The 16502-nt window shown below is 67.2% G+C and carries 14 protein-coding genes; 9 read left to right on the top strand and 5 right to left on the bottom strand.

Features of this window, described 5'->3' with window-relative positions; genetic code table 11:
• Positions 1-181 precede the first annotated feature (181 nt).
• Complete coding sequence (locus IT306_16770; protein MCC7370081.1) at positions 182-1249, top strand: site-2 protease family protein; 1068 nt, start codon at positions 182-184, stop codon at positions 1247-1249.
• 22 nt (positions 1250-1271) lie between these two features.
• Here IT306_16770 and IT306_16765 read toward each other — a convergent pair whose 3' ends face one another.
• The 4 genes from IT306_16765 to IT306_16750 all read right to left on the bottom strand — a co-directional run bounded on the left by IT306_16765 (position 1272) and on the right by IT306_16750 (position 6624).
• Complete coding sequence (locus IT306_16765) at positions 1272-2249, bottom strand: ABC transporter permease (GenBank protein MCC7370080.1); 978 nt, start codon at positions 2247-2249, stop codon at positions 1272-1274.
• A gap of 94 nt (positions 2250-2343) precedes the next feature.
• A complete protein-coding gene (locus IT306_16760) occupies positions 2344-3270 on the bottom strand; it encodes an ABC transporter permease (GenBank protein MCC7370079.1) in 927 nt (308 codons plus the stop codon).
• Positions 3271-3292: 22 nt separating this feature from the next.
• Positions 3293-4987 carry a hypothetical protein gene (locus IT306_16755; protein ID MCC7370078.1) on the bottom strand — a complete coding sequence of 565 codons (1695 nt, stop codon included), beginning with the start codon at positions 4985-4987 and terminating at the stop codon, positions 3293-3295.
• A gap of 176 nt (positions 4988-5163) precedes the next feature.
• Entirely contained in the window at positions 5164-6624 is a 1461-nt protein-coding gene (locus IT306_16750; protein ID MCC7370077.1) for an MgtC/SapB family protein, read from the bottom strand.
• Positions 6625-6819: 195 nt separating this feature from the next.
• Here IT306_16750 and nusA point away from each other — a divergent pair, with 195 nt between their 5' ends.
• The 6 genes from nusA to IT306_16720 all read left to right on the top strand — a co-directional run bounded on the left by nusA (position 6820) and on the right by IT306_16720 (position 12693).
• A complete protein-coding gene (gene nusA, locus IT306_16745) occupies positions 6820-8004 on the top strand; it encodes a transcription termination/antitermination protein NusA (GenBank protein ID MCC7370076.1) in 1185 nt (394 codons plus the stop codon).
• A gap of 12 nt (positions 8005-8016) precedes the next feature.
• Positions 8017-8325 carry a YlxR family protein gene (locus tag IT306_16740; GenBank protein ID MCC7370075.1) on the top strand — a complete coding sequence of 103 codons (309 nt, stop codon included), beginning with the start codon at positions 8017-8019 and terminating at the stop codon, positions 8323-8325.
• On the top strand, positions 8326-10242 hold the full coding sequence (infB, locus tag IT306_16735; protein ID MCC7370074.1) for a translation initiation factor IF-2: 1917 nt from the start codon (positions 8326-8328) through the stop codon (positions 10240-10242). It abuts the gene before it with no gap.
• A gap of 114 nt (positions 10243-10356) precedes the next feature.
• Positions 10357-10767, top strand: coding sequence for a 30S ribosome-binding factor RbfA (gene rbfA / locus IT306_16730; protein MCC7370073.1), 411 nt, complete (start codon positions 10357-10359; stop codon positions 10765-10767).
• A gap of 34 nt (positions 10768-10801) precedes the next feature.
• Positions 10802-11764, top strand: a complete 963-nt coding sequence (gene truB, locus IT306_16725) for a tRNA pseudouridine(55) synthase TruB (protein MCC7370072.1) — start codon at positions 10802-10804, stop codon at positions 11762-11764.
• Positions 11761-12693, top strand: coding sequence for a bifunctional riboflavin kinase/FAD synthetase (locus IT306_16720; protein ID MCC7370071.1), 933 nt, complete (start codon positions 11761-11763; stop codon positions 12691-12693). Before truB ends, IT306_16720 begins: the two co-directional genes overlap by 4 nt.
• Positions 12694-12706: 13 nt before the next feature.
• Here the strand turns inward: IT306_16720 and IT306_16715 are convergent, their stop codons facing one another.
• Positions 12707-13300, bottom strand: a complete 594-nt coding sequence (locus IT306_16715) for a Uma2 family endonuclease (GenBank protein MCC7370070.1) — start codon at positions 13298-13300, stop codon at positions 12707-12709.
• Between the two features lie 273 nt (positions 13301-13573).
• Between IT306_16715 and IT306_16710 the strand changes: the two genes are divergently transcribed.
• On the top strand, positions 13574-14437 hold the full coding sequence (locus tag IT306_16710) for a hypothetical protein (GenBank protein ID MCC7370069.1): 864 nt from the start codon (positions 13574-13576) through the stop codon (positions 14435-14437).
• Between the two features lie 48 nt (positions 14438-14485).
• The gene (gene gyrB, locus IT306_16705) at positions 14486-16480 is read left to right on the top strand and encodes a DNA topoisomerase (ATP-hydrolyzing) subunit B (GenBank protein MCC7370068.1); all 1995 of its coding nucleotides are present in this window, start codon (positions 14486-14488) and stop codon (positions 16478-16480) included.
• Positions 16481-16502: the final 22 nt, after the last annotated feature.

Raw genomic sequence — 16502 nt, 5'->3', positions numbered from 1 at the left:
GGATCGGACGGGCCGCCGCGCCCCGCAACCGGCACGATCTGGCCGCTCCACTCGTTATCGGAGAAAGTGTCTGAGGGCCGCGAAACCCCGTGCTATAGTGCTTCCTGGTGGGCAGCCGGCACGTCATGATGCGGCTGTCCGCCGATCTTCTCACTCGCCGTCTGGTCAGGTGACGCATCGCATGGATCTTCAGTGGGTAGCGATCATTCCGATTCTCAGCTTGCTGATGCTCGTCCACGAGCTCGGGCATTTCATCACCGCGCGGCGGGCCGGTATCGTCGTGCAGGAGTTCGGGTTCGGGCTGCCGCCGCGCATCTGGGGCTATGAGTACAAGGGCGTCATCTACTCGCTCAACTGGATCCCATTCGGCGCGTTCGTGAAGATGCTCGGGGAAGAGGATCCGACCTCCGAGGGCAGCTTCGCCAGCAAGAGCAAGCTGACCCGCTGCATCGTCTTGGCGGCCGGCTCGATCATGAATTTTCTGCTGGCCGTCGTCGTGTTCGCCCTGGCGTTCATGACCGGCTGGCCGACCCCGGTGGCTGTCGAGATCGCCGAGGTGGCGGCGGACTCACCGGCGCAGACGGCAGGACTCGTGGCCGGCGACGTCGTGGTGACCGTTGACGGTCAGAACGTCTCCAGGATCGAGGAGTTCCAGCGGCTGGTCCGCGAGCGCACCGGCGGCCAGATCGCCCTGCAATTGAAGCGCGGCGACCAGACGGTCCAGACGAACATGACGCCGCGCGTCGATCCGCCGCCCGGCCAGGGCGCCATCGGCGTGAAGATCGCGGCGCGGACGCAGCCGGTCGCCCACAATCCGCTGCTCTCCATCGGCTACGGCTTCCAGCGTGCCGTCACCGTGATCGGCTTCACGCTGGCCGCGCCCTGGATGGTCATTCAGGGCACGATGCAGGCCGAGATGCTGCGGCCCATCGGACTGCCTGGCATGGCCCAGGTGACCTCTCAGGCCGTGGAGGCGACGCGCCAGTCAGGCTACCTCTACCCGCTCCTGGTGATGACGGGGACGTTCAGCGCCGGCCTCGCCGTGGCGAACATGCTGCCGATCCCCGCGCTCGATGGCGGCCGGCTCTTCTTCATCATCATCGAGGCGATTCGTGGGCGGCGCATCAGTCCCGAGCGCGAGAGCCTCGTCCACTTCGTGGGGATCGTCGTGCTGATCGCGCTGATGATCCTGATCGCCGTGAACGACATCCAGAACCCGTTCGGCACGGTGGACTTCGGGATCAGATAACTCCGACTGGTCGCCCGCCGAGTCAGTCGATGTTCCGCAGGCGTGGGTCCAGGTAGTCGCGCAGCCAGTCGCCGATGACGTTGATCGAGAAGACGGTCAGCATGATCGCCACGCCCGGGAACGTCGCCAGCCACCACGCCGAGCTGACGTAGGCCCGCCCGTCGGCCAGCATGTTGCCCCAGGTCGGCGTCGGGGGCTGGATCCCGACGCCCAGGAACGAGAGCGTCGCCTCGCCGATGATCGCCGCCGCTACGCCGAACGTGGCGATGATGATGGCGGGCGTCACCACGTTCGGCAGGATGTGCCGGAAGAGGACCGTCCGATCCTGCGCGCCGATAGCGCGGGCCGCCAGCACGTACTCCTGGGACTTGGCCGAGAACACCTGCCCCCGAACGATGCGGGCATACGGCACCCACGACCCGATGCCGAGCACCAGGATCACGTTGAACAGGCCGCCGCCCAGCACCGCCACGATGGCGATGGCCAGCAGAATGAACGGGAACGCCAGCTGGATATCGGCGATCCGCATGATCAGGCTGTCGATGGAGCCGCCGTAGTAGCCGGAGAGCAGCCCCAGCACCACCCCGACCGTCCCGCCGATCACCACCGCCGTCACCCCCACAATCAGCGAGATCTGCGCGGCGTAGACGATCCGACTGAACACATCCCGTCCATTGGCGTCCGTGCCGAGCGGATACTTCATCGTGCCGACGGATGCCGTGGTGCGGGCGAACGAGCCGCCGAGGTTCGGACAGGTCGTGAAGGCCGGGCAGACGCGGCTGGCAGTCAGGTCGCCCTGAATCGGATCGTGCGGCGCGATGACCGGCGCGGCGACGGCTGCCACGGCGATCACCGCGAGCACCACCACGCCGATTAGGCCGAGGCGGGCACGCCGCAGCGTCCGCCACAGGTCGGTGCGCGCCCGACGCGTCGGCGTCCTCTGGGCCTCTTCAGGCTGCCCGTCCTGCTCGAACAGCACGGTCGCGGTTCGCTGTGCCATCAGCTGACTCCGTCCTGGTGACCACGTCCAGGTGTCCTAAGGAGAGCAGCGCCGCCGTGCTGCTCGACGCCGAGAAGCGAATGAAGCGCGCTGTCTAGACCAGGCGCACGCGCGGGTCCAGCCAGGTGTACGCAAGGTCCACCACGAGGTTGATCAGGACGAACGACACCGCCACCACGAACACGGCGGCCTGCACCACCGGGAAGTCGCGCCCGTTGATGGCGATGATCACCTCGAGGCCGACGCCCGGCCAGGCGAAGATCTGCTCGGTGACCACCGCCCCGCCAAGCAGCGCCCCCATGTCCAGGCCGATGACCGTCACCAGCGGAATCGCAGCGTTCTTGAGCGCGTGCCCGAAGACCACCCGACTCTCATGGAGTCCCTTGGCGCGGGCCGTCCGGATGTAGTCGTGCCCCAGGATGTCGAGCATGCCCGAGCGCACCAGGCGCGTCAGTCGGGCCAGGCCGGGGGCGGCCAGCGTCAGCATCGGCAGGATCAGGTAGCGGAGGCCGCCGTCCCCCGCTCCCTGCGAGGGCAACCAGCCGAACTGGACGGCCACGATCAACACGAGCATGATCCCGAGCCAGAAGTTCGGGACCGACTGGCCGATCAGCGCCAGGAACATCACGACGCTGTCGATCCAGGTGTACCGCTTAATGGCGGAGATCACGCCGAGAATCGTCGCCAGCAGCACCGAGGTGGCGAGGGCCAGGAACGCCAGCTTGATGGTGGCGGGATAGCGGCTCAGCACAATGGCCATGGCCGGCTGACCGCGCTGCCGTATCGACTCGCCGAAGTCGCCGCGCCCCGCTTTGACCAGGAAGCTGACGTACTGCTCGTAGATCGGGCGGTCCAGGCCCATCTGGCGCTTGACGTTCTGGATGTCCTCTTCCGAGGCGGTCTCGCCCAGCATGATCCTGACAGGATCACCCGTCAGTTGGAGGACGAAGAACACGACCGTCACGACGCCAAAGACGACGATGACGCTCTGCCACAACCGGCGGATCAGGTACGGGATCATCGCTGGCTCCTGACGCCTCGATTCAGCCGTTCCAGTCCATCTCGTGCGCCCACATCATCTCATCCTTGCGTGGCTCCCACTTGACCCAGTTGTCCACGCCGTAGATGTCGGTGAGCGTCCACATGAAGAGTGCGCCGGCGTCTTCGTACAAGATCGACTGCGCCTGCTTGTACAGGTCGAGTCGTTTCTTCTCGTCCAGTTCGACACGGGCCGCCTCCACCGCCTTGTCGAAGTCGGCGTTGCCGTATGGGAGGCCGCTGTCACCCTTGCCCCCGTTGATGGTGTCGCGCAGCGAGCTGTGCCAGCGGGCATAGAGGATATTGTCGGCGTCAAAGATCCAGTTGCCCCACGACGCGAAGATCAGCCCATCCTGCTTCATCGCCAGGCGATCCGCCGTGTCGGTGGCGGCGTCGCGCAGGACCGGCTTGGCCCGAATGCCGACCTTGTTCAGCTCTTGCGCGATGGCCTCCGCGACCTCCTTGTCCTTGAGGTAGCGGCCCTGGATGTAGTTGATGTTCAGGTCGAAGCCGCCCTCAACGCCGGCCTGCTTCATCAGCGCCTTCGCCTTGTCGGGATCGTAGGCGTACGGCTTGAGATCGGGGTTGAAGCCCACGTGCCACGGCGCGACGACGGTCGCCACGCGGTCGGCGTTGCCGTAGAGCACCGACTTGATGATGCCGTCGATGTTGGCGGCGTAGTTGACCGCCTGCCGCAGCTCCTTCTTGTCGAGCGGTGGCTTGCGCAGCTCCATCACGTAGTAGGGAATGCGGTTGCTGGGGGTCGTCTTCGCCATCGCCCGGCCGCTGGAGTTGATGGCGTCCATCTCCTCGACGGAGACATCCTTCGCCACGTGCACCTCGCCGGAGCGCAGCGCCGCCGTGCGAGTCGCCAGCTCGGGGATCGTCTTGATCCGCACCTTCTTGATCTTCGGCGCGCCGCCCCAGTACTGCTCGTTGGCGGCCATCGTCCAGTCTTTGAGCGGGTCTTCCCACTTGTCGAGCTTGTACGGGCCGGTCCCGTTGGCCTCTTTGTCGAAGACCTGGATGCCCTGGCCGGCCCACTTCGGCGCGACCATCACCATCGAGAAGCCGGTCATCCGCAGCAAGAGGGCCGGGTCAGGCTTGGCCGTCTTGACGTTGATGGTGTACTTGTCGACGACCTGCACGTCAGAGATGCCAGCATAGGTCGTGCGAGCGTTCGCCTTGTTGGCCGGGTCGAGCGGCCGCATGATGCTGAACTTCGCGGCCTCGCCGTCGAACTCCTCGCCGTTGTGGAACTTGACGCCCTGCCGCAGCTTGAACTGGAAGGTGAGGTCGTCGAGGCGCTTCCACTCGGTCGCCAGGACCGGCTTCACGGTCTGAAGGTCGCGGTCGATCATGACCAGCGGCTCGTACATGTGCCTGAGCTGGCTCTCGGCAATGGTGCCGACGTGGGTCTGTGGGTCGAGGCGCTTCTCCTGCAGCTGGAAGGTGCCCCAGGTCAGAATCAGCTCGTCAGGCTTGTTGCCAGTCGGCTTTCCCGCTGGCTTACCGGCCGGAGCCGGCGCGGCGGCGGCCGGTGCGGAGGTGGCGGCGGGGGCGGCCTGAGCAGGCGCAGCCGGCTTGGCGGCTTCGGCCGGCTTCGACGTCTCGGCAGGCTTCGCTGGCTCGGCGGGCTTCGCCGGCGCGGCGGGGGCAGCAGGCTGCCCGCAGGCGACAGCGAGGCCGAGCGTGGCCACTCCACCAATCAGACCAAGGAATCGTCGACGCGTCGTGCGCGCGGGTCGCCGGTCTCCCATGTCGCCTCCCAGCCGACGCACGTCACCAGGTCAGTCAGCGGTTGTCGGCCATGAATGTCGGCAGAGTACTCTCGTCACGTCAAACTGTCAACAATCAGCGAGCACAAATGTGATGGCTACCGGCTCGTCACGACTAACATGGCGTGCTCCAGCATCGGGGATACGTCGGTGAGCCAGACCGTGCTGATGCCCAGCAGGCCGACGACGGCGATGGCCGACATGGCCCCCAGGAGTCGTCGGGTGAGCGCAGGGTGCCCGCCGACCCGTGCCACCAGCGGCAGATTGATCATGGCGCTGGCGATGGATGCCAGCACGGCTCCGGTGCTCGCGGTGGCGGGCGTGATGCGCGCATGCTCGGCGAGCGACGCGGCGGACGCGACCGCCGAGGCGCTCGAGACAACGCCGCCGACGAGGCTGACGGCGTAGAAGCCCGCCTGCCCGAGCATCACCTGCGCCAGCGTCCCGACGACTTCCAGCGTCAGGAAGATCAGCCCGAACTTCAACGCCGCCCGCAGCGAGAACGGCGACTCAAGCTCGATCGCCGGTGCACCGGTCTTGTCGTGCCCGTCTATCGGCGCCAGCCACGCCAGCAGCAGCGCCGCCACCAGCATCAGCCCCAGCGGCAGGACGGCGGAGGCCAGGGCGGCCGGCGCCAGCATCGCGAGCAAGGCCACGTTTCGGACCACCATAGCCGTCGTCGAGAGCAGGACGCCTCGGTAGGCCATGCCGGTCAGCCGACCACCGGTGTCGCGGACGCGCCCTGCCAGCTCGGTGACGGTCACCGTGCTGTTGACCAGCCCGCCCAGGAACCCGGCCACCGCCACGCCGCGCGCGCCGTAGAGTTTGAGCAGGATGTAGTTCCCGAAGCCGAGCGCCGCGATCAGGATCACCGTCACCCAGGCCGCACGCGGCTCGACCATGCCCCACGGATCGACCGGCTCGGTGGGCAGCACCGGATAGACCACGAACGTCAGGATGGCGAGCAGAACGGCTGACCGCAGCTCGACCTCGCGCAGCCCGACGCTGAAGCCAGCCAGGTGCTCCTTCCAGGTGAGCAGCGCCGCCGTCAGGACGCCGACGGCCACCGGCGTGAAGGTGTGCCCCTGGCCGGCCGCCACCCCGGCGAAGCCGGTCACCAGCAGCGCCGCCGAGGTCGTCAGCTCGATGGCGCCGTTCGCGCGGATGGTCTGCCAGCAGAGGAGCGCCACCAGCACCCCCAGCAGTCCCATGCCCAACAGGGCGTACGCATCGCCCAGCAGGCCGCCCATGCATCCGAGCAGCGCCGCGAACGCGAACGTGCGGACGCCGGCCTCCTTGCCGCGTCGCTCCCGCTCAAGCCCCACGAACAGCCCGATCCCGAGCGCCAACCCGAGCCGAAAGAGGATTGGCACGTGGGGCCAGGGGATGGCGTTCGGGGCGACATCGGGCACGGATGACCTCACTCTCGCGCTGCTCGGATATCCCCTCGCACCCGCGTAAGATGGAGCGATCTTGCTGCAAGAATGGTGCCGGAGACCCAGACGACGGCCACCTTCAGAGATCGCGAACAGCGGCTGATCTGACCAGGCAGCTGTCATCACTTCTGTTGTGAGGCTCTCTGAACGGGTGCTATACTTCGCTCACAGCGCGCAAGCGACCAGTCTAACAGGGCCGTTTGAAGTGGGCATTCCCCACTTCTTTTGTTGTCAGGCCCGAGCGGACATCGATGTGAGCCGCGAGCGCACCGGAGCGTTGCAACATCACAACACCTGTCTGGGAGGCGTGAATAGCGTATGAAGTCCGAATTTCTTGCCGCGATCACGCAGCTCAGCAGCGAAAAGGGCGTTCCGAAGGAGATGGTCCTTGACGCGCTCAAGGCCGCCCTGGTGTCCGCCTACAAGCGCAACTTTGACGCTCCCGCCAACGACCTCGAGGCCGAGCTGAGGCCCGACGAGCCGCAAGAGCGGTCTATCGCCATCATGCGCCGCGCCCTGGTGGTCGAGGACTTGATCGAAGAGCAGCCCGACGGCGTCGCTGTCTGGGATCAGATCAAGCTGGCCGACGCCCAGGCGATCCCTGCCGACAAGATCGCCGAGGGCGAGCCGACCGTCGGCGGGTACATCCGCTACGACGTGACGCCGCCGGCTTTCGGGCGGATCGCCGCGCAGACGGCGAAGCAGGTGGTCCTGCAGAAGCTGCGGGACGCCGAGCGTCAGATGGTCTTCAACGAGTTCGCCGAGCGGAAGGACGAGATCGTGCACGGCGTGATCCAGCGGATCGAGGCCGGCACGGCGATTGTCGAGCTGGGGCGAGCCGAGGCGATCATGCCGCGCGCCGAGCAGGTGCCCACCGAGCGGTACTACCCGGGCCAGCGCATCCGCGTGTACGTGGCCGAGGTTCACGACACCCATCGCGGCCCGCAGATCGTGGTGTCGCGGGCACACCGCCTGATGCTGCGGCGTCTCTTCGAGCAGGAGGTGCCGGAGATCTTCGATGGCCGCGTGGAGATCAAGGCGATCGCCCGTGAGGCCGGGGCGCGCTCGAAAGTAGCGGTCCAGGCGCGGCAGCAGGGCATCGACCCGGTCGGCTCGTGCGTGGGTATGCGCGGCGTGCGGATTCAGAACGTCGTCAACGAGCTGAACGGCGAGAAGATCGACGTGGTCGAGTGGGCTGAAGACCCCTCCCGCTACGTCGCGAACGCGCTCAGCCCGGCCCAGGTGGTGCGGGTCAGCGTGGACGAAGACACCAAGACGGCCACGGTCGTCGTGCCCGAGCGCCAGTTGTCCCTGGCCATCGGCAAGGAAGGACAGAACGCGCGCCTCGCCGCCAAGCTCACCGGCTGGCGGATCGACATCAAGAGTGAGGCCGCGATGCGGGCAGCCGCCGAGCGTGCCCGCGAAGCAAGCGAAGCCGCGGGCGAGCCTGCGCTCGCCGAGGCCGGCGCGCAGACGCCCGGTGAGGTGCGAAGCGAGGGGTAGCGAGGAGGCCGGATGCCGCAACGTCACATTCCGCAACGGACGTGCGTCGCCTGCCGCTCTGAACGCCCCAAACGAGAAATGGTGCGGATCGTGCGGGCGCCAGACGGCGCTGTCAGCATCGATCCCACCGGCAAGCGGTCCGGTCGGGGCGCGTACCTCTGCCTGCGGGCTTCCTGCTGGCACACGGCGTTGAAGCGGCACGCGCTTGATAGAGCATTGAAGACCGAGCTGTCGGAGGCCGACCGAGCGGCCCTGACAGCTTTTGGCGCGTCCGAAGCCACCCTCGTGGCCGCCGACGATCGCCAGGAAAGGGGAGCCTGAATGCCCAGACCTTTTCGCCGTGGCGGCGGCCGAGGCCGCCCGCGGCCAGGCGGGAATCGTGGTGGTGGCCGCAACAGCAATCGACGGGGACCGTTCACCCCGGGCGGCTTCGAGCAGAACGGAAATGGCGTTGCCGTAGCGGCACGCGCCATCGAGTTGCCGCCCATAATGACGGTCGAGGAGCTGGCCGGCTTGCTCTCGCTGCCGCCGGCCGCCGTCATCTCCGGACTCATCAAGAACGGCATCTTCGCGACCATGAATCAGGTGATCGACTTCGATACGGCGGCGTCCGTGGCGAGCGATCTCGGGTTCGAGGCCAGCGAGCTGTCGTCTGGCGACGGCGATGACGACGAGGACGCCGCCGAGGAAGAGCTGTCGGCGGAAGAGCAGGCCCAGCTCGTGGCGCGACCGGCGGTGGTCACCGTGATGGGCCACGTCGACCACGGCAAGACGAGCCTGCTGGACCGCATCCGCCAGACGCGCGTGGCGCACGGCGAGGCGGGCGGCATCACCCAGCACATCGGCGCGTATCAGGTCGACGTGGACGTGGACGGCGAAGAGCGGAAGATCACCTTCCTCGACACCCCGGGCCACGAAGCGTTCACCGCGATGCGCGCACGCGGCGCCCAGGCCACGGACATCGCCGTGCTGGTCGTGGCCGCTGACGATGGCGTGATGCCGCAGACGGCTGAGGCCATCGACCACGCCCGCGCGGCCAGGGTGCCGATTGTCGTGGCGCTGAACAAGATGGACCGGCCGAACATCAACCCGGACCGGATCAAGCAGCAGCTTGCCGACAAGGACGTGTTGATCGAGGAGTACGGCGGCGATGTGCCGCTCGTGCCCGTGTCGGCGCGCACCGGCGACGGCATCGACAACCTGCTGGCCACCATCGCCATCGTCGCGGACGTGGCCGAGTTGAAGGCGAACCCGAACCGGGTGGCCGGCGGCCTCGTGGTCGAGGCGAAGCTCGACAAGTCTCGCGGCCCGGTCGCCACGGTCCTGGTGCAGCGGGGCACGCTCAACGCCGGCGATGTCGTGGTGATCGGCGGGATCACCGGCAAGCTGCGGGCGCTGCTGGACGACAAGGGCAAGCGGCTCAAGGCGGCTGGCCCGTCCACGCCGGTCGAGATCCTCGGCCTGTCGGGCGTGCCGAAGGCCGGCGACCGCCTGACGGTGGTGCCGGACGAGAAGACGGCGCGCCAGCAGGCCGCCATCTTCCAGCGCAACGCCGAGCGGGACGCGCAGCGCGGGGCCAGCGATGTCTCGCTGGAAGACATCTACACTCGCATGAAGGACGGCGAGGTCGGCGACCTCAACCTGGTGGTCAAGGCGGACGTCCAGGGCTCCATCGAGCCGCTGGTGACGTCGCTGCAGCGACTTCAGGAGGAGGGTCTGCGCGTCAAGGTCATCGGCTCTGGCACGGGTAACGTGACGGAGTCCGACGTGATGCTGGCGTCGGCATCCAAAGCGATCATCGTCGCCTTCAACGTGCGGGCCGAACCGGGCGCCCGCAGCGCCGCCGAGACGCAGCACGTCGATCTGCGCTACTACACGGTCATCTACAACGTGGTCGAAGATGTCCGGAAGGCGTTGGTGGGCATGCTCGGGCCGCGCTTCCAGGAAGTCGTGCACGGCCATGCCGAGATCCGCATGATCTTCCCGGTCCGCAAGGGCGGCGCGGCTGCCGGCTGCCTCGTCACCGACGGGCAGGTGCTCGCCGCCGACTCCGCTCGCGTCAAGCGCGGCGACCGTGCCCTCTGGGAGGGCAAGATCGCCTCGTTGCGGCGGATCAAGGACGAGGTCAAGGAGGTCGGTGCTGGCGTCGAGTGCGGCATCCTGCTCGACGGCTACAGCGAGTTCCGCGAGGGCGACATCATCGAGTCGTACGGGCAGCAGGAGATCATCGCGATCTAGTCCGCATCCCCGATTCGGCTCCCCCTCTCCCGCGCCCGGGAGAGGGGGCTTGGGGGTGAGGGGACCGATCGCCGTTCTGGCGTCTCGCCCACCGAGCATGCTCTGGGGGTCATCATGGCCGATAAGCGTCGGCAGCAACGCATCAATCAACTACTGCGGGACGAGATCAGCCGGCTGCTCCGCTATGAGACCGACGATCCGGCCCTCTCCACCATGATCAGCGTCACCGAGGTCCAGGTCACCCAGGACCTCCAGAAGGCAAAGGTCTTCGTCAGCACCCTCGACGAGGGGCCGGAGGCCGACGAGATCATGAAGCGCCTGCGGAAGGCCGCTCGCTTCTACCGGCGAGAGATCGCCCAGGCGATCAACCTGCGCCACACGCCGGAGCTGGAGTTCGTGCACGATCCGTCGATTGCACGAGGCGCGCGCGTTCTGGCGCTGCTGCGCGAGCACGCCCCGCCGCCCGAGACGCCGCCCGCCGAGTCTGAGGCTGCAACGGTCCCCACGTCGACCGGCGACGCGTGAGCCGACCACCCGGCGGGGCGGAGGTGCTCGTCCGATGAGCCGCCGCCGCAAAAACGACGCCGACGTTCACGGCCTGCTGAACGTCCGCAAGCCGAAGGGCTTCACCTCGCACGACGTCGTGGCCGTCGTGCGGCGAACACTCGGCACGCGGCGCGTCGGGCACGCCGGCACGCTCGACCCGATGGCCGAGGGCGTCCTGCCGCTCTGTGTTGGGCGGTACACCCGGCTGGTCGAGCTGATCGCCGACACCGAGAAGGGCTACCACGCCGAGATCGAGCTGGGCGCGCGCACGAGCACCGACGACGCCGAGGGCGACGTGCTGGAGCGTCGGCCCCTCCCCGACCTGACGGCCGAACAGCTCGACGCGGCCCTGGCGCCGTTTCGCGGGCGCATCTCCCAGACGCCGCCGGCCTTCTCCGCGATCAAGGTGGCCGGGCAGCGCGCCTACGACCTCGCACGGCGCGGCGACGCCCCGGAGCTGGCCGCTCGCGAGGTGACCGTTCACCGGCTGGAGCTTCTCGGCTGGCAGACGCCGCGTCTGACGGTGCGCGTTGCCTGCTCGAAAGGCACCTACATCCGCGCGCTGGCCCGCGACCTGGGTGCCTCGCTCGGGTGCGGAGCGCACCTGACACAGCTGGTACGGCTCTGGGTCGGAGACTTTCGCCTTGAAACCGCCGTCTCGCTGGACGAGATCGCGGCGGCCGTCGAACGCGACGACGTCGCCTCCGTGTTGCAGCCTGCCGACGACGCGCTGGCGGCGCTGCCGGCTATCGTGGTGGACCCGTCGCGGCTGATCGACATCGGGCACGGCCGGTCCTGGCCCGCCGCCCCGGACGTAGACCCCGCCCAGGCGACGGCCGGCCTCACCCGCGTGTACGATTCTGAGGGCCGGCTGCTGGCGCTGGCCGACTTCGACGCTCGGCGGCGCGCCTGGCAGCCACGGCTGGCACTGGCCAGCACGCCGTCAGATGGCGCAGCGACCGGGGAGCAGGGGTGAAAGAGGCGGTGGACGGAGCAGCAGCGGTACAGGGACCGGCGCGGCGACCGGTGGTTGCGACCATCGGGGCGTTCGACGGGATCCACCGGGGTCACCATGACCTGCTCGGTCAGGTCGTTGACCGGGCCAGATCGCTCGGTCTCGACAGCCTGTGCGTCACCTTCGATCCGCACCCCGATCTGGTGCTCTATCCGGAGCGCAAGCTCTCCTACCTGGCGGATCGTGCCGAGAAGGAGCGGGTGCTCCACCAGCTTGGCCTCGACCACGTCCAGGTGATCGAGTTCACCCTGGCCCTCTCGATGCTGTCACCCGAAGAGTTCCTGGGGCTGATCTCGGAAGAGCATCCGCTGGCCGAGCTGTGGGTCGGCAGCGACTTCGCACTCGGACGGGGCCGTTCCGGGACCATCGCCGCGCTGGCCGACCTCGGCCGGGTCCAGGAGTTCGCCCTGCACGTGGTGCCGCCCCGCAGGATGGACCGCGAGGTCATCTCCAGCACGTTTATCCGCAGCCTGCTGGCCCAGGGCAACGTTCGCCACGCCAACCGGCTGCTCGGGCGTCGCTACCGGATCGGCGGCATCGTCGAGGGCGGCATGCAGCGTGGACGAACGATCGGCTTTCCGACCGCCAATATCAAGCCGGACCCACGCCGTGCCCTGCCAGCCGACGGCGTCTACGCGGCGGTCGTTCCCTTCGACGGGGTCGAGTATCGGGCCGTCGTGAACCTCGGCTCGCGCCCGACCTTCAAGGAAGGCGAACGGCTGCTGGAGGTCCACCTGCTCGACGCGACGCTGGATCTCTACGGCAAGCAACTCGACGTCGATTTCGTGGACCGCTTGCGGGACACCCGCCGCTTCGACGGGATCGACGCCCTTCGCGCGCAGATCGGGCGCGACGCCAACGCAGCGCGAACGGTCGATCTCGCGCTCTAGCACGAAGGCAGCGTCAGACCAGCAGGTCGGCCACCGCGAAGTTGATCTCTGGGAACGCGAGCGGTCGCAGTGTGTCTCCTCGGCGAGCCACCTCGACGCTCCGATACGCGCCGTCCAGCGGCTCGCGGTAGATCTCGACCACCCGGCCTACCAGGTTGACGATCCACAGCTCGGGGATGCCCGCCCGTGCGTACATCGGCGCCTTCGTGTGGCGGTCGTAGGCGAGCGACGTGTCTGCCACCTCAACGACGAGCATGACGTCCGCATCCCTTGGGTGCCCGCGCCGGTAGTTGTCGTCGCGAACGGGGGCGATGGCGAGATCGGGCTGGGACTCCGCCTCATCGTAGAGCACAATAGGATTCTGCATACGCACGCGAAAACCAGCCGGCAACGTGGCCCGCATGCGATCCGCCAGATCCTCAAGAGTTCCTGCGTGTCCCGAGCCTATTGGCGGAACGGCAATGATCTCCCCGTCGATCAACTCGACCCGGTCATCCTCACGGAGAATGCCGACCTCGGCCATGCGGTGATATTCGTCCACCGTGAACCGATGATGGGGAAGGTGGATTGCCACGACCTGACCTCGTCGGGAGCGGTATGGAAACATTGTACGACTGCGGAGCACGACCCGGATGAACGCCGCGACCTCCGCCCAAACTGCGCCGGACTGAGCACGCGAGAACCTCAGGCAGGACCCGGCATTCACACGCGGTAGCGCGGCTGGTACAGACCTCTCACAACGCCTGCTCCAGAAGGGGACGATTACCTGAGGACGACCCAAATCTGGTAAAATCGGTGCGTGAGAGAATCCACTTCGACACGCGGACCGCTCCCCCGCGCCACCGGTGTCGTCGATAGTCTGACGGCCGGATTCGGAGTGGTGAACGGGCAGCCGTGGGTGGTGCTCCTCCCAGTCCTGCTCGACCTGTTTTTCCTCCTCGGGCCGCGCGTGTCGATTGCACCGGTGGTGAGCCAGCTCGTCACCACGCCGTCGGTCAGCCGCTCGCTGGGGGCTGAGTCGCCCGCGTCCGTCATCGCGTTCGCTGAGGACGCCAACCTGCTCGGCCTGCTCTCGCCGGGCGGCGTGACGCTGCCAACCATTGTTCCGGCGCTTCAGGTGGCGCGTGGGACGTTTGTCATGGTGGACGCCATCAGTTCGGCGTTCCTGATCGCGCTGGGCGCGCTGCTGTTCGGCGCGCTGCTCGGCAGCATCTATCAGGTCATCATCGCGCAGCAGGCCCGCGATGGTCAGGTTGAGCCGCTCAACACGCCGATCTTCTCCATCGTTGCGTGGCTGCGCCTCATCGCACTGGCGGTGCTGGTGGTCACCGGAGCGTTGCTCCTGACGATCCCATTCGGATTCCTGGCTGCCATCACGCGGCTGGCGGGCGTGGGCCTTGATGCCCTGGTACTGGCGGTCGTCGGCGCATTGGCGCTGGTAGCTCAGCTCTACCTCTACTTCGCATCTGATGCCATCTTGATTCGCCGGGTCGGTCCGCTCCAGGCGATCAAGGACAGCATCGCCGTCGTGCACTCTGGCGTCTGGGCGACGCTCCTGCTTGCCATCGTCGTCACGGCTTCGCTGATCGCCATGGCGCTTCTCTGGAACGCGCTGGCATCGGTTGCCCCGTGGGGGCTGGCGCTCGGCATCGTCGGAAACGCCTACATCGCGAGCGGCCTCGTGGCCGCCAAGATGCTCTTCTTTCAGGAGCGCATCGAGACATTGCTTGCCGAGCGGTCCTGATCGCGCTGCAAGTCGACCGGAAACATGGGGGGAAAGTTGGCGAGCTCGATGGGCAGCGCTGACGATCAGCTGCTAGCCAGTTCGGCGCCCGCCGGCGCGACGCGACGGTCGCGGTCGGCCGAGAGCGCCTCCAGCGGCGGGTACACCGCCGACAATATCCAGGTGCTCGAAGGGCTGGAAGCCGTCCGCCGACGCCCAGGCATGTACATCGGTACCACGGACATCCGTGGGCTGCACCACCTCGTCTACGAGGTGGTGGACAACAGCGTTGACGAGGCGCTGGCCGGCTACTGCGACACGATCACGGTGACCATCGACAAAGATAGCTGGGTGACGGTCAGGGACAATGGCCGTGGCATCCCTGTGGGCATCGTGAAGGCGACCGGCAAGTCCGCGCTGGAAACAGTGTTGACGGTGCTCCACGCCGGCGGGAAGTTCGGTGGCGGCGGCTACAAGGTCTCGGGCGGCCTGCATGGCGTCGGCGTGTCGGTCGTCAATGCGCTTTCAACGCACCTGCGCGCCGAGGTCTGCGTCGATGGTGGCCGGTACGTCCAGGAGTTCAAGCGGGGCGCTCCAACCGGTCGGATTCAGAAGGTAGGCACGTCCACGCCCGCGGAGCGCGGCACCTCCATCCGGTTCCTGGCCGACGACACGATCTTCGACAGCCTGCAGTACGACTTTGGAACGCTGGCGCAGCGGTTCCGTGAGATGTGCTACCTGACCAAGGGCCTCAAGATCCGCTTCGTGGATGAGCGCGAGGACCTGGAGTACACGTTCTACTTCGAGGGCGGCATCGTCTCGTTCGTGCGGCATCTGAACAAGAACCGCTCGACGGTCCACGCCAGGCCGATCTACGCCGAGCGCCAGATCAACGGCATCAACGTCGAAGTCGCCATGCAGTACTTCGACGGGCAGAACGAAGTCGCGTTCTTCTTCGCCAACAACATCAACACCATCGACGGCGGCTCGCACCAGACCGGCTTCCGTCAGGCGCTCACCCGTACCCTGAACGAGTACGCGCGCAAGGCCAGCATCCTGAAGGACAACGACGCCAACCTGACCGGCGAAGATGTCCGTGAGGGCCTGACGGCCATCGTCAGCGTGAAGCTGCCCGAGCCGCAGTTCGAGGGCCAGACCAAGACCCGCCTGGGCAACTCCGAGGTGACGCCGCTGGTGGCATCGGTGACCACCGAAGCGCTGGTGCAGTACCTCGAAGAGAACCCGTCCGACGCCCGACGGATCATCGAGCAGTGTCTGCGGGCCGCCCGCGCCCGCGAGGCCGCGCGGAAGGCGAAGGAGCTGGTCATCCGCAAGAGCGCCCTGGAGGGGATGGCCCTCCCCGGCAAGCTGGCGGACTGCACCGAGAAGAACCCCGAACTGTGCGAGATCTACCTGGTCGAGGGGATCTCGGCGGGCGGCTCGGCGAAGGGCGCGCGTGACCGCCGTTTCCAGGCCATCCTGCCGCTGCGCGGCAAGATCCTGAACGTCGAGCGCGCCCGCATGGACAAGATGCTGGGCAACGAAGAGATCCGCGCGATGATCACGGCGCTGGGCATCGGCATCGGCGATCAGATGGATGTCTCGAAGCTCCGCTACAACCGCATCATCATCATGAGTGACGCGGACGTGGACGGCAGCCACATCCGAACCCTGCTGCTGACGTTCTTCTTCCGCCATATGCCACAGCTGGTGACGTCCGGCCACCTCTACATCGCGCAGCCGCCGCTGTACGGCATCACGGCGGCCCGCAACGATACCCGTTACGCGTTCTCGGACGCCGAACGGGATCAGATCGTCGCGGAGATCCAGAAGCGGCGCAAGGGCGAGATCCGCATCCAGCGCTACAAGGGTCTCGGCGAGATGAACGCCCAGGAGCTCTGGGACACGACCATGGACCCGGCCAAGCGGACCATCCTGCGAGTCGATCTCCAGGATGCCGTGGTGGCGGACGAGATCTTCGACATGCTGATGGGCGAGATGGTTGCCCCGCGCAAGAAGTTCATCCAGACCCACGCCCGGAGCGTCCGCAACCTGGACGTCTAGCGGCGAGCAGGTGTAGGGTCTC

It is taken from the genome of Chloroflexota bacterium, from assembly GCA_020850535.1.
Classification (GTDB): domain Bacteria; phylum Chloroflexota; class UBA6077; order UBA6077; family JACCZL01; genus JADZEM01.
Note: the sequence above shows the minus strand (reverse complement) of the source record. Positions and strands in the feature narration are given on the sequence as shown.